The organism is Aquitalea aquatica, from assembly GCF_013911085.1.
Taxonomy (GTDB): domain Bacteria; phylum Pseudomonadota; class Gammaproteobacteria; order Burkholderiales; family Chromobacteriaceae; genus Aquitalea; species Aquitalea aquatica.
In genome coordinates this window covers 195,054-209,150 of the sequence record NZ_JACERN010000023.1, presented here as the reverse complement: position 1 = coordinate 209,150, position 14,097 = coordinate 195,054, and the positions used below count along the sequence as shown (strand labels likewise).

13 protein-coding genes are annotated in these 14,097 nt (G+C 59.4%); 9 read left to right on the top strand and 4 right to left on the bottom strand.

The annotated features are described in order from the left end of the window. A partial coding sequence (locus tag H2Z84_RS21125) for a hypothetical protein (RefSeq protein ID WP_220272745.1) occupies nt 1-408 on the top strand: 408 nt, incomplete at its 5' end. Nucleotides 409-433: 25 nt separating this feature from the next. Here H2Z84_RS21125 and hslU read toward each other — a convergent pair. Together hslU and hslV are read right to left on the bottom strand one after the other, a co-directional pair. Further along, the gene (hslU, locus tag H2Z84_RS08580) at nt 434-1,774 is read right to left on the bottom strand and encodes an ATP-dependent protease ATPase subunit HslU (protein WP_181835606.1); all 1,341 of its coding nucleotides are present in this window, start codon (nt 1,772-1,774) and stop codon (nt 434-436) included. A gap of 68 nt (nt 1,775-1,842) precedes the next feature. Next, nucleotides 1,843-2,403 carry an ATP-dependent protease subunit HslV gene (gene hslV, locus H2Z84_RS08575; protein WP_103526111.1) on the bottom strand — a complete coding sequence of 187 codons (561 nt, stop codon included), beginning with the start codon at nt 2,401-2,403 and terminating at the stop codon, nt 1,843-1,845. Nucleotides 2,404-2,575: 172 nt separating this feature from the next. Here hslV and H2Z84_RS08570 point away from each other — a divergent pair, with 172 nt between their 5' ends. The 8 genes from H2Z84_RS08570 (at nt 2,576) to H2Z84_RS08535 (ending at nt 11,207) form a co-directional block, all read left to right on the top strand. Beyond that, nucleotides 2,576-3,286, top strand: a complete 711-nt coding sequence (locus H2Z84_RS08570; RefSeq protein WP_181835605.1) for an energy transducer TonB — start codon at nt 2,576-2,578, stop codon at nt 3,284-3,286. Further along, nucleotides 3,283-3,960, top strand: coding sequence for a MotA/TolQ/ExbB proton channel family protein (locus H2Z84_RS08565; RefSeq protein WP_181835604.1), 678 nt, complete (start codon nt 3,283-3,285; stop codon nt 3,958-3,960). Before H2Z84_RS08570 ends, H2Z84_RS08565 begins: the two co-directional genes overlap by 4 nt. Then, nucleotides 3,947-4,357 (top strand): ExbD/TolR family protein, encoded by a 411-nt coding sequence (locus H2Z84_RS08560; protein ID WP_181835603.1) that lies wholly within the window; start codon nt 3,947-3,949, stop codon nt 4,355-4,357. The genes H2Z84_RS08565 and H2Z84_RS08560 overlap by 14 nt, the downstream gene beginning before the upstream one ends. Nucleotides 4,358-4,535: 178 nt before the next feature. After that, entirely contained in the window at nt 4,536-6,704 is a 2,169-nt protein-coding gene (locus H2Z84_RS08555) for a TonB-dependent receptor (protein ID WP_181835602.1), read from the top strand. A gap of 114 nt (nt 6,705-6,818) precedes the next feature. Beyond that, the gene (locus tag H2Z84_RS08550) at nt 6,819-7,499 is read left to right on the top strand and encodes a Fe2+-dependent dioxygenase (RefSeq protein ID WP_181835601.1); all 681 of its coding nucleotides are present in this window, start codon (nt 6,819-6,821) and stop codon (nt 7,497-7,499) included. Between the two features lie 139 nt (nt 7,500-7,638). Next, the gene (locus H2Z84_RS08545) at nt 7,639-8,193 is read left to right on the top strand and encodes a PAS domain-containing protein (RefSeq protein WP_181835600.1); all 555 of its coding nucleotides are present in this window, start codon (nt 7,639-7,641) and stop codon (nt 8,191-8,193) included. Then, a complete protein-coding gene (locus H2Z84_RS08540) occupies nt 8,193-9,644 on the top strand; it encodes a methyl-accepting chemotaxis protein (RefSeq protein ID WP_181835599.1) in 1,452 nt (483 codons plus the stop codon). The genes H2Z84_RS08545 and H2Z84_RS08540 overlap by 1 nt, the downstream gene beginning before the upstream one ends. Nucleotides 9,645-10,871: 1,227 nt before the next feature. Further along, entirely contained in the window at nt 10,872-11,207 is a 336-nt protein-coding gene (locus tag H2Z84_RS08535; RefSeq protein WP_181835598.1) for a rhodanese-like domain-containing protein, read from the top strand. 18 nt (nt 11,208-11,225) lie between these two features. Here the strand turns inward: H2Z84_RS08535 and H2Z84_RS08530 are convergent, their stop codons facing one another. Next, the gene (locus tag H2Z84_RS08530; RefSeq protein ID WP_181835597.1) at nt 11,226-11,942 is read right to left on the bottom strand and encodes a pseudouridine synthase; all 717 of its coding nucleotides are present in this window, start codon (nt 11,940-11,942) and stop codon (nt 11,226-11,228) included. A 132-nt stretch (nt 11,943-12,074) separates the two neighbouring features. After that, nucleotides 12,075-13,982: a sensor domain-containing diguanylate cyclase gene (locus tag H2Z84_RS08525; protein ID WP_181835596.1), complete on the bottom strand. Its 1,908-nt coding sequence runs from the start codon at nt 13,980-13,982 to the stop codon at nt 12,075-12,077. Nucleotides 13,983-14,097: the final 115 nt, after the last annotated feature.

The following is a 14,097-nucleotide window of genomic DNA, read 5'->3' as shown; positions in this document are numbered from 1 at the left end:
GCAAGTATTTGGCTTTCGCCAAGCACTCACACCTATCGGTTATTCTGTTTTTTAAAGAGCGGTGCAGGTCGCTGCGTTTCGTTTCCGTCGCTGCGTTGTCTGCTGAGGAGGCGAACTATACCGCCACGCCCCACCCTCGTCAACGCCTTTTTACTGAGAAATGGCCATAATTCACAAGATCATTTTTATCTTTATGATTTAAAACGATTTTTATGTTTAATTTTTTTAATCATCCTGCTGACTTACCGCAGAAAAACGGCAATCGCCCATCAGGCGACGCCAGCCAGATTAGCAATCTGCTCAGCGAATCGTGAATTAATTCTGTATTTATGCCATTTAGCATGGTTATCTCGACGCCCAACAAACAGACAGCGCCCTATCGGGCGCTGTCTGGGGCTTCCTGGTTGACTCTATATAGAGAGTCGGAGGGAAATCAGAGGACGTAGCGGGCGAGATCTTCGCGTTGCGACAGCAGGTCCAGCTTGCCATCCACATAATGAGCATCAATCTGGCAGCTGCCCGAGCGCGCATCGTAGGACACTTCTTCCAGCAGTTTTTCCATTACGGTGTAGAGCCGACGGGCGCCGATGTTTTCGGTTTTCTCGTTAACCTGCCAGGCGATCTCGGCCAGGCGACGAATGCCGGATTCCTCGAATTGCAGTTCGACACCCTCGGTGGCCAGCAGCGCCTGGTATTGGCGGGTGAGGCAGGCATCGGTGCTGGTGAGGATCTGCACGAAGTCGTCGACCGATAGCGAGGAGAGTTCGACCCGGATCGGCAGGCGGCCTTGCAGTTCCGGAATGAGATCGGACGGCTTGGACAGCTGGAAGGCGCCAGAGGCAATAAACAGGATGTGGTCAGTCTTGACCATGCCGTATTTAGTCGAGACAGTAGTGCCTTCTACCAAGGGCAGCAAGTCGCGCTGTACGCCAGCGCGCGAGACATCGGCCCCCTGCCCTTCCGAGCGGCTGGTGACCTTGTCGATTTCATCGAGGAAGACAATGCCGTTTTGCTCGACATTCTTTAGTGCCTCGGCCTTGAGCTCGTCTTCATTCACCAGCTTGGCGGCTTCTTCATCGATCAACAACTTGAAGGCCTCGGCCACTTTCAGCTTGCTGGCCTTTTTCTTGCCGGCATTCATGCCCTGGAACATGTTTTGCAACTGGCTGGAGAAGTCTTCCATGCCCGGCGGAGCAAAGATTTCCATCTTGGACTGCGGTGCCGCTACTTCTATTTCGATTTCCTTGCCGTCCAGCTTGCCTTCACGCAGCATTTTGCGGAATTTCTGCCGGGTGTGACCGTCTTCCGGCTTGCTTTCTTCGGCTTGCGGTTCGCCAAAGAAACCTGCCTGGCTGCGTGCAGGCGGCAGCAGCACGTCGAGGATGCGGTCTTCCGCGGCATCCTCGGCACGCACCCGGTTGCGCTTGATGGCGGCATCGCGGGTTTCCTTGATCGCCACTTCCACCAGATCGCGGATGATGGTGTCGACGTCGCGGCCGACATAACCGACCTCGGTGAACTTGGTGGCTTCTACCTTGATGAAGGGCGCGCCGGACAGGCGGGCCAGGCGGCGGGCGATTTCGGTCTTGCCCACGCCGGTGGGGCCTATCATCAGGATGTTCTTGGGGGTGATTTCACTGCGCAGCGGCTCGGCCACTTGCTGACGGCGCCAGCGGTTGCGCAGGGCAATGGCGACGGCGCGCTTGGCGGCGTCCTGGCCGATGATGTGCTTGTTGAGTTCGTGAACGATTTCTTGCGGGGTCATCTGGGTCATGACAGTACTCCCGGCCGGCGCGTTCGCAACGCAGCGGCCCGTGAATCGATGGGGACGAAAGGCTGGGTTTATTCGGCAGCCGGCTGGGGTTCGGCCCCCAGTGTTTCGATGAGGTGGTTCTGGTTGGTATAGATGCAGATGTCGCCAGCAATTTCCAGCGACTTCTTGACCACCACCGCCGGGTCCAGCTCGGTGTTCTCAAACAGCGCGCGCGCGGCAGACTGGGCAAATGCGCCACCAGAGCCGATGGCGGCAATGCCCTGCTCCGGCTCCAGCACGTCGCCATTGCCGGTGATGATCAGCGTGGATTCCTGATCGGCCACGATGAGCATGGCTTCCAGCCGACGCAGCATGCGGTCGGTGCGCCAATCCTTGGCCAGTTCGACAGCGGAGCGCACCAGATGGCCCTGGTGCTTTTCCAGCTTGGCTTCAAAGCGTTCGAACAGGGTGAAGGCATCGGCCGTGCCGCCAGCAAACCCCGCCAGCACCTTGCCGTGATAGAGACGACGTATCTTGCGGGCCGTGGACTTGATCACGATATTGCCCAGGGTTACCTGGCCGTCGCCGCCCAGCGCCACGCGCTCGCCGCGACGGACGGAAACGATGGTGGTTCCGTCAAACTGCTGCATGTTTCTTTCCAATACATTAGGTGGTCTGCGCCATGCAGACGTGCATTTTCCAATATGCAGCCAATCACCGGGATTGCAAGCCAACCCTAACGCCGGCAGGGGTGCTGGTACTACAGCACTTCATCAATCTTAATAATTGATAATGATAATGGTTTGCATTATCATTATTGCCATGAATCTGCGACTCCAATCTTCCGACACTGCGCCAGCCACCGGCGCGGTGCTGGGCAGCTGTGGCTTGCATGCGCTGGCACTGCTATTAGTGACAGGCTTGCTGGCCAGCCAGACGGCGGTACAGCTGCCCCGGCTCGACAGCCTGCCCGCCATGACGCTGGCAGCGCCCAGTGCGGTCACTGCACCTGCTCCGGCACCATCCGTCCAAAAGGCCAGGCCACACCCTGCGGCCAAACCTACTCCGGCACGCCCGGTGCTCGCCCCCACGCCAAAGCCGACACCCGTGGCACCCACACAAGCCCGTGCCGCAGCAGCAACCGCCAAGCCTGCCAGCGCCGAACACCCGGACACGGCGCCAACCAGCCCTGCCACTGCGGTGAGCGCGGCCACAACACCCGCCCCTACGCCCGTGGTACACGAGCCACTGTACCGTGGTGGTTATCTGAATAATCCGAAGCCGCTGTATCCGCCACTGTCGGTCGAGATGGAAGAAGCCGGCACCGTACGCCTGCGCGTTCAGGTGAGCGCCCAGGGGCTGCCCGTTGCGGTGGAGCTGGAGCAAGGCAGCGGCTTTCCCCGGCTGGACCGGGCGGCGCTGACCGCGGTGCGCGGCTGGAAGTTCATCCCGGCCAAGCGTGGTGACGAGGCCATTCCTTATACCTTTATTGTCCCTGTTCAATTTTCCCTGAAGAACCTGCGTAAACCATGAAGCTACTGACCGTCTTCCAGCAAGGGGATGTTGTGTTGATCACAACATTCATGATTCTCATCCTGATGTCGATTGCCACCTGGTCGCTGATCCTGCAGCGCGGGGTGCAAACCCTGCGTCTGCGTCAGGCTAATCGCCAGGCCGAAACAGCCCTGTGGGATGCACCGGACTGGCACAGTGCCGAGCAAGCCCTGAGCGAGTCCAACGCTCCGATGGCACAGATCACCCGCCAGGGTCTGGCAGCCTTGCGTCACCATCAGCAGCATGCCGAGCGCTCCTTGGGCAAGGCCTGCGATCTGAACGAATTCGTCACCCGCGCCATCCGCAAGGCACTGGCACAGGAAAATGCCCGGCAAGAAGCCGGCATGACCCTGCTGGCGTCGATCGGCTCCACCGCGCCATTTATCGGATTGTTCGGCACGGTGTGGGGTATCTATCACGCACTGGTGAACATCGGCGCGGCCGGCCAGGTCAGCATTGCCACCGTGGCAGGGCCGATTGGCGAGGCACTGATCGCCACTGCGGCCGGTCTGGCCGCTGCCATTCCCGCAGTGCTGGCCTATAACGCCTTCACCCGCAGCCAGCGCGTGATGTCGCAGCAGCTGGATCACTTTGCCCATGATCTGCATGCCCAACTGCTGACCCAGCCGGAGTCCGACCATGGCCTTCGGTAGTTTTGACAAAGGCCCCGGCGCGCCGATGGCCGAAATCAACACCACACCACTGGTGGATGTGATGCTGGTGCTGCTGGTGGTGTTCATCATCACCGCACCGCTGCTGACCAATAACGTGAAGTTGGATCTGCCACAAGCGGCGGCGGCACAGCATCAGGACAAGCCGGAGCAGATCCGCCTGTCCATCGCTGCCGATGGCGGCGTGTTCTGGAACGATCAGCCGGTCAAGCGCGAGGCACTGACCGCACGCTTTAGCGCAGCCGTGCAGGCCAACCCCAAGGTTGAACTGAACCTGCGTGCCGACAAGAGCGTGCGTTACGAGCTGGTGGCCACCACGCTGGCCGCTGCTCAGCAAAGCGGCGTCAGCCGCATTGGCTTCGTCACCGAAGCACCTTAGCGCAGCCGCGCATTTTTTGCGGGTCGGTACGTCACGGGGGTGACACACCGGCCGGCCCCACCCCATGCCTGGCCCATTGCAACGCTCCGCCCACACGGAGTGCGGGGACGGCTGCGCCGTTCTCCCGGCACCAGGGCAGGCATAACACCGTGCATGACACACAATAAGAGAGGAATCCATGAAACAGAGCTTGCAGCAATCCGCCCACCTGCAGCAGCGCAAACTGCCGGCACGCATGGCAGTCGGCATGCTGGCCGTGGCGCTGAGCCCCAGCCTGGCGCTGGCGGCTGAAACCGGCCAGACACTGGAAACCGTCACCGTAGAAGGTGAAGCCCCGGTACGCGACACCTACAAGACGGTGACCAGCAATATCGGCAAAACCAAGCAGCAGCTGCGCGATATTCCGCAGTCCATCACCGTGGTCAACCAGCAGTTGATGCAGGATCAGGGCGCCGCCACGCTGAAAGACGCCCTGCGTAATGTACCGGGCATTACCTTTGCCGCTGGCGAAGGTGGCCGCACCGGCGACCAGGTGGTGATTCGCGGCTTTTCCGCTGCCACCGATACTTATCGCGACGGCATGCGCGACATCGGTCAGTACAACCGCGATGCCTTCAACGATGACAAGGTGGAAGTACTGAAGGGTGCCAGCTCGATGTTGTTTGGCCGCGGCTCTACCGGCGGCGTGGTCAACCAGGTCAGCAAGTCGCCCTACCTGGGCAGCAAGCTGGAAGGCGACCTCACCATTGGCACCAACGATTTCCAGCGCGTGACCGCCGACATCAACCAGACGACCGGCGACCACTCTGCCGTGCGACTGAGCCTGATGGACACCCACGATGGCAGCGACCGTGGTGCGGCCAAGAACGAACGCTGGGGCATTGCACCGTCGGTGGCCTTCGGCCTGGGCGAGCCCACCACCGTGGTGCTGTCTTACATGCACCAGGAAGAAAACAATGTGCCGGACTACGGCGTGCCGTATAACACGGCCACCCGCCAACCGCTGAACGTGGATCGCAGCAAGTTTTACGGGCTGGATGGCGACTTCGAGAAGACCACCGCCGACATCGTCACCGCCAAGATCACCCACGACTTTGGCGACGGCATGGAGCTGTCCAACCAGCTGCGCTATAACCGTTTCTGGCGTGATGTCAGCCCCACCGCCCCGCGCCTGGCCAGCACAGACACCAGCGACAGCGCCATCATGCGTCGCAGCAAACCACTGCGCGACGGGGTGGACCAGTCGTGGAATAACCAGACCGACCTGACCAGCCGCTTTGCCACCGGTGACATCCGCCACACCCTGCTGACCGGCATGGAGCTGAGCTACGAGCTGTCCGACACTAGCCGCTACGCCTTGCTCAACAGCGTGCCGTCCACCACCGTGGGCAACCCCAACTCGGCCGATGCCGTGAATCTGGCACGCTATCGCACCAGCAATACCCAGTTCCAGGCCAGTAATATTGGCCTCTACGCCATGGATACCATTGAGCTGAACCGTCAATGGAAAGCCGTACTGGGCACCCGCTTCGACCGCTTCGAAGGGGATTACAACGTCCGCGCCTACAACGCCAACGGCAGCCTGAACAGCAGCAACAGCTACGACCTGTCACGTACTGACAATGTATGGAGCTGGCGCGGCGGCCTGATCTGGCAACCGGACCTGGCCCAGTCCTACTACTTCAGCTATGGCACATCGTTTAACCCGTCCGGCGAGACCTACTCGCTGGACAAAGCCACCGCCAAGGTAGACCCGGAGAAAAACCGCAATATCGAACTGGGGGCCAAGTGGGACCTGCTGGATGGCGATGCCAGCCTGCGTGCGGCGCTGTTCCGCATCGAAAAGACCAACGAGCGCAATACCGATCCGCTGGATACCAGCGTGGTGGTGCTATCCGGCAAACGTCACACCAATGGCGTGGAAGTGGAAGGCAGCGGCCGCCTGACCGAGCGCTGGGAAGTCTTTGCCGGTGTCACCCTGATGGATTCCAAGATCGACAAGGCAGCTCCGGCCGCACAGGGCCAGACCGGTACCGAAGGCATGATGCCGCGCTATACCCCACGCGCGACCGCCAATATCTGGACCACCTACAAGTTTACCGACCTGATCACCGGCGGTATTGGTGCCACTTATGTCGGCAAACGCTATGCCACCGAAACCAATGTCAACTACCTGCCGGACTACACCATCGGCAATGCCATGCTCAGTTACGAGACCAAGCATTACCGCGTGCAACTGAACCTGAACAACCTGACCAACAAGAAGTACTTCGATGGTGCCTATGGCGGTCATGCCACCCTGGGCACACCGCGTGAAGCACAGCTGACCGTCGGCTTGAAATACTAAGCCGCCCCTGCTGCCCTGCTACGCGATGGCGCTGGGCAGCAGCCACACTCAGCCGATCACCACGGTGGCCGGCTGAGTCATCCAGAAAAAATCTATATAAAAGGAATAAACGCCATGCTGCTGCATATCCCCGAGGTGCTGACACCAGAAGAACTGGCACATGGCCGCATGCTGCTGACCCAGGCCGACTGGGCCGATGGCCGCATCACTGCCGGCAGCCAGTCGGCCCAGGTCAAACGCAATCTGCAATTGCCACAACACCTGGAGATCGCCCGCGAACTGCAAGCCATGGTGGAAGCGGCGCTCAAACGCAATACGCTGTTCTTCTCTGCCGCGCTGCCCAAGACCGTGTTTCCACCGCTGTTCAACTGCTATCAGGGCGGTATGGACTTTGGCAATCACGTGGACAATGCCGTGCGCAGCCATCCCTTTGACCAAAGCTGGGTACGTACCGATGTGTCCTGCACCCTGTTCTTCAGCCAGCCAGACGAATACGAGGGTGGCGAACTGGTGGTGGAAGATACTTACGGCCTGCACAGTGTAAAGCTGCCCGCCGGCGACATGGTGCTCTACCCCTCCACCAGCCTGCACCGGGTGGAGCCGGTTAGCCGTGGTGCGCGCATTGCCTCGTTCTTCTGGACGCAAAGCATGATCCGTGACGATGCCAAACGTGGCCTGCTGTTCGACATGGACATGGCCATTTCCCGCTTACGTCAGCAACACGGCGATACCGCCGAACTGGTCACGCTGACGGCGAACTATCACAACCTGCTGCGCATGTGGGCTGATCTATAGTTTTGCGGTGATATTTCTTGTTTCAATCTTAAAAAAACTGATTACTGTCATGAAATTTTCCGTCACAAGTAAGTAAAGTTCCCTACAGAGCTACTTAATCGACATATGCTTGTACGCATAAGCCCAGCGGAAACCCTCCATGACGCAGCTGATCAGAACCGAAACCAGCAAGGAAGTACAGCTCGAAGCCGATGAACTGATTGTCACCAAGACCGACAGTACCGGCCACATTACCTATGCCAATCGCGTCTTCATGCAATTGGCTGAATACCCGGAAAGCGAATTACTGGGTAAACCACACAATCTCATCCGCCACCCGGACATGCCACGCGGTGTGTACCGGCTGATGTGGAAGACGCTGCAGGCCGGGCGTGAGTTTTTCGGCGTGGTAAAAAACTACACCGCCAGCGGTAATTACTACTGGGTGCTGGCCAACGTCACCCCGGACTACGACAGCAAAAACAAGCTGGAGGGTTACTTTTCGGTACGCCGCCCACCGGGCCGTCGTGCGGTAGAAACCGTCATCCCCATCTATGCCAAAATGTGCCAGCTGGAAAGCAGCCACAACAAGGCCAGCGCACCGGATGCCTCCATGGAGTGGCTGCTGGCGGAGCTGGAAAAGCAGGGCCACAGCTATGAAAGCTTTGTGCTGTCGCTGCTCGACACCCACCTCACCACCGGGAAAACCGCATAATGGCCCGCCGTACCCGTTCACCCTTTCTGCGCACCCGTCTTGGCTTCTGGCTGATCGGTTTCAATATCCTGACGCTGTGCACCGTACTGGCTTCACTACTGCTGCCAGATAGCTGGCGACTGGGTGTAGAAGTCTTCCTGGTGGTGTTTTCCTTGCTGCTGTCGATCATGATCTGGCTGGGCAGCGGCCGCATCTTCACGGTGCTCAACACCCTGCACGAACAACTGGGCTACGCCTGCGACGGCGAGCTGCACCACCGCGCCTCGCGCACTCGCGACATGGGCGAAGTGGGCCTGGTGGCCTGGGAGCTGAACGACTTTCTCGATTTGGTGGAAACCTACTTCAAGGAAATCAACACCAGCTTTCGCCGGGTCAGTGACAACGACTACACCCGCCGCCCGCTCAGCCAGGGCTTGCCCGGCATGTTTGCCGAATCGCTGCGCAATGTGGACAGTGCCATTCAGGCCATGGCCGACAATGACGGCTATATCCGCAAGAATCGCCTGTCGTCCCAGCTGGCTGCACTGAACAACCCGCATCTGCGGCAGAACCTGGCCAGCAACCAAAGCGACCTGACACAGATCAGCACGGCTATGGACCAGGTTTCCAGCATCACCCGTGACACCGCCAGCGCCTCACGCGAGAGCCTGGAGAGCGCCGTGCTGCTATCCGGTCACATGGACACGATCGCCGGCAGCGTGGTAAGCATGAACGAAGCCAGCAGTGCGCTGGCGCAAGAATGGACCGGCATCGAATCATCGCTGGCCGCCATTTCCGCCATTGCCGACCAAACCAATCTGCTGGCGCTAAACGCCGCCATCGAAGCCGCGCGCGCCGGCGAAATGGGCCGCGGCTTTGCCGTGGTGGCCGACGAAGTCCGCAAGCTGGCCGAGCGCAGCAAGGACACTGCCCATCGGGTGCAGTCAGTACTGGGCAGCCTGTCCAGCCGCATTGGCGACATGCAAAGCCGCGCGGGTGAAGCCGGATCGGTAGCCGACGAGGTCAAGTCTTCGGTTGAGTCCTTCCGCAATCGCTTCAGCACCCTGGCCGAACAGTCCGATACCGTGCTGGGCCAAGTCCAGAAAGTGCGTGATATGTCGCAGGTTTCACTACAAAAGGTGGGCCATGTCATGCACAAGCAGATGGTCTATCACGCCATCGAGGAAGGCATGGATATTCCCCACGGCAGCGATCTGGCACCGTGGCGTCAGAGTGAGGGCCGTAACAGCTTTGGCGACACCCGTTCCTTCAATCAGCTGGCCTCCTCCGACCAGCGCGTTGCCGACAACATCGAGCAGGCCATTGCCGCAGCCACCAACAAGGCAGTGCTCGACGAAGATGCCATCTTGCACCACATGCAGGCGCTGGAAAGCGATAGTGCGCAGGTATTGCAACTGCTGGACCGCATGGTGGAAGAAAAGCACCCACGCCAAGAGCAGCGAACAAAATAGCGTAATGTCCCTGCGGCAAGGCGATGCAAGGCCGCCGCAGGTTTTTTGTGAGTGCCGCTCAGCACAAACCAACACGACGTCACTGAACAAACCACAGCCCGCGCATGCGGGCTGTTTGCATGATGAAGATGACATACCCCCTGCCGGCAGCGTGCCACTGCGGCTGACAACCGGGCCTGCGTTGATTCGAGCCAACCGGCCTATCCCTAGATTGCCCAGCCTGCAGGATCTGCACCCACAACACCCCACCGCACACCCAGGTCCTCGCGATGACTTCACCGGTGAATTGCAGCAGCAGCCACCCTAGGCAGTATTAGCCACCACCTAGCACCCTGCACACGCCATTGCTTCACCACATCCACCGTCCATCCTGCCATCACGCTGTAGCTGCTACCTGCTAGCACGCTGGCAGGAAGGCTCTGCTACAGCGAGCCATCGTGCAGCTAGCTAGGGTTTGCGCGATCTCGCGCACTGCAGTCGCCCCTGACATGCGGCTATTCAACACAGGCCATCCTGTCCAAAGCACATCTCGAGATATCACAACCAATCATTACGTAAATAAATCATGTATTTCATTATTTAAATTACAAAACAATGTTTGATTAATTTTTAGGCAAAAAAATCAACAACAAATCTCCTTGCAAAATACTGCAAGCAGCCCCAGGAAATCGGTAGCTGCTACTTAGAAATCCAGCGCAACACCTCGCAGCAGCAAACCGGATCGGACCGGACCGGATACCAAGGTAAAAGTCGTCGCGGCCTGCCCCCAAGGACATGGCGACAGGGGCCAGAGCAATAACGAGATTGCACCAAACCCGACATGGCTCCACCCCACCATGGCCGCTTCACTTGCCAAGTACATTCACAGTCAGAGCTAGTCGCTCACACCGTCGCCCACCACGGACGAAACACAATGCATTACTTCAAGAGGCAACGCGCCTAAGAGAGGACCTAGGTGCCTACCCCGTCAAACCAGGGACGGATTGGATTGGATTGGATTGGATTGGATTGGATTGGATTGGATTGGATTGGATTGGATTGGATTGGATGGGATGGCAGGATTTTCGCACCAGCCTGGCTGGCTGAAGTTAAACAAACGATTTACACAATATTTCATTACGCTAGGTAATTGCCACAATGCCCGCCATGGCAAATGCATGCAAGACTGCAAGATATAAGCAAAGCCTGCCACGCAGGCTCACCCCTTGATGACAGGGCAGGACGGCAATGAAACATCTTTTTGGTGCACTACTGGGTGGCGTAACCGCAGCTGCCTTTGCACAGCGACTACTAAGCGGCTCGAGCCGGCTGGTGATTGATGTCAGCTCCAGCGAAGAATTCAGCGCCGAGCACATCCCCGGCGCCCGTTCTTTACCGCTGGAACAACTGGAACAACAGGCCCGCAGCACCATTCCCGACCCGGCCACCCCGCTGGCACTTTACTGCCGTACCGGTGAACGGGCCAGACTGGCCGCAGCCCGACTGCGCAGCCTGGGTTACACCCATATCGAAAGCATCGGTGGCATGCGCGAAGCCATGCAGAAGCTGCACCAGCTGCTGTAAAGCACCACCCGGATCAGTTCAGCCCCTCGGTGCAAAGCCGAAACTGGCCAGCTCCTCGGCGCTCAGATAGCGCCACTGCCCCTCATCCAGCTCTCCCAGACTAAGCTCGCCAACCGTTAGCCGGTGCAGATTCATCACCCGGTTGCCGGCAGCGGCCACCATGCGTTTCACCTGATGATATTTACCCTGGGTAATCGTCATGCGGATGGTGATCTCATCCACCACATCCACCTGGTCGGCAGCGATCTTCTCGTTGTCATCCTTAAGGAAAACCCCTGCCAGCAAATGCTTCACCAGCTCGGGTTGTACCAGGTGCTTCAGGGTGACCTCATAGCATTTGGGCACGTGACGCTTCGGTGAACTGAGCGCATGCACAAACTGGCCGTCATTGGTCAGCAGCAGCAAGCCGGTGGTGTCGACATCCAGCCGGCCCACTGCCGAAATATCCAGATTGCCAAACTGCCACGGCAGCAGGGTATAGACACTGGGGTGGTGCATGGGCTTGTGCGAGGTTTCATAGCCATCCGGCTTGTGCAGCATCACGTAGATGGGGCCGGATTGCAGCGGCCACGGCTCGCCGTCCACCACCAGTTCGTCGATATCATCCAGGCTGCACAACTGACGGTAATCCTCGGCCACTTCGCCGTTGATTTCCACCAGGCCGTATTCCACCAGCTTGCGGCATTCCTTGCGGCTGCCAAAGCCTTGTTGTTGCAAGAGTCTGTAGAGTTCCATGGGCGGAATGTTAGCACGCCACCCGCTGGCCGGCATGGCGGCCCATCGTCAGCCGGTACCTGCCACGATGCCTGCTATGCGGCAGTACCTGCAGAGACCAGCGGGCCGCGGGAAAAGGAATCGCCAGCAAGCTCAGGACAAGACACGCTGGGTGTTGCTGGCTAGTCGTACCTGATCGCGCCCCAGCGCCTTGGCCTGGTACAGCGCGGCATCGGCGGCGTGGATCAGGCTTTCCGGGTCTTCGCCATGCAGTGGGCACACCGACAAGCCGATGGACAGGGTAATGTGCAGCTGGTGCTCCAGCGCCTGGATGGGCAGCTGCCGGACTGCCGCGCACAGCTGTTCGGCTTTGTGGCTGGCGGCCTCCAGCGCAATGCCAGGCATCAGAATGCAGAATTCCTCGCCGCCATAGCGGCAGACAATGTCGCCACTGCGAAAACGGTCGCGCAGAAAAGCGCCCAGCGCGGCCAGCACGGCATCGCCGCATTGATGGCCATAACTGTCATTGATGCGCTTGAAGTGATCTGCATCCAGCATCATGACAGCCACCGTGCCATCCAGAGCCAGCATGTGCGCCAGCAGACGGGGCAGGATTTCATCCAGATAGCGGCGATTGAACAGGCCGGTCAGCGGGTCGCGCCGGACTTGTTCGCGCAGGCCAACCTGCAATGACTCGATCTCTGCCACATGCTGGCGCAAGGCATCGTTGGCAGCGTGCAGGCTGCGTTCCAGCCGTTTGCGTTCGCTGATGTCATTGATGCCACTGATGACATACAGCTCCTGATCACTATGCACCACCGCACAGGACACCAGCGCCCAGAACTGCCGCCCTTCGGCATCATGTAGCTGGACTTCATGATCCCGCACCGCCCCCTGGCTGCGCAGCAGGGCGGAAATGCCCTCGCGCTCGGCCGGATCGACATAAAAATCCTGCACCCGCCGTTGCAACCCATCCAGCCGGCACTTGAACAGGCTTTCCGCCTGGGCATTGGCGTAGATCAGTCCGCCGCCGTTCAGATTGTTCATGGCCAGCGGAAAGGGTGAAGCATCGGCCATCAGCTTGAGACGGGCTTCGCTTTCTGCCAGCTGGCGGGTGCGCTCCACCACCTTACCTTCCAAGGTTTGGTTGGCACGACGCAACCAGTCTTCGGTAAAGCGCCGCTCGGCCACCAGCGCCCCAAACACCAGCAAGGCCAGTGACTGCACCAGCAACAGCATGCCGGCAGCAGCCATGCCGCTAAGACCGGGGTCCTGATAGGCAGCACCGTTATGCAATAGCACACCGGCGAAAGCCAGTAACACAATGCCGCTATGCAGCCAGTAAGCCAATGCCAATCGGCAGCGAAAAGCCACCCACATCAGGGCGATAAAGAACAGCGGCCACAGGCTGGCCGCCACGCCATGGCGATAATCGGCCACGATGAATTCCACCACCGCCAGTAGTAGGCTTACCCATAGCAGCAGCATGCTTTCCAGCCAGCGGGCCGGATTACGGCTATAACGGGCCGGCTCCGCCTGCAGCAGGAACAGCGCAGAAGGCGTGAGCGCCAGCATGCCACTCAGCTCACCCAGTCCACGGGCCAGCAGACATTGCCAGCGCTCAACGCCAGCCGGCAGGATGCCGGCATCCAGGAAAAAACCGCTCCACACAACAGAGAGCAAGGCGCTACCCAGCACCCCACACCACAGAAACATCAACACACGGGACAGCCGATAGAATGGCAAAGCCTGTTGCCGGCGCAACATCGAGGCGGCCAGTAAGGGGGCGCCGCTCTGCCCCAGCGCAATGAGCAGGGCCGCGGGCCAGGCATAGTGCAATACCAGCGCATTGCTGACCGCCATGCCCAGCCACAGGCCGCCAGCGCTGCGCCAACCCCAGTGCATGGCGATGGCCAGCGCCAGCCCGGCAGGCAGCCACAGCGGCAAAGCCAGTACACCAAAATCTACCGAGCGCGGTAACTGCATGGATAGCAGCGCCGACAGCCACAGCCCAGCCGCACTGGCCAAGGTCCCGCCAGCACTGGCCAGCCATGGCTTCACTGTTTTGCCTGATGTGCTCACCGCGACTCCCCATAGGGCCGTGACCAGACAAAACAGGATTCGTCATTTGTGTCGCGGCATGGGCAGCAAGAATAGCTAAGCATTTGGGATAAAT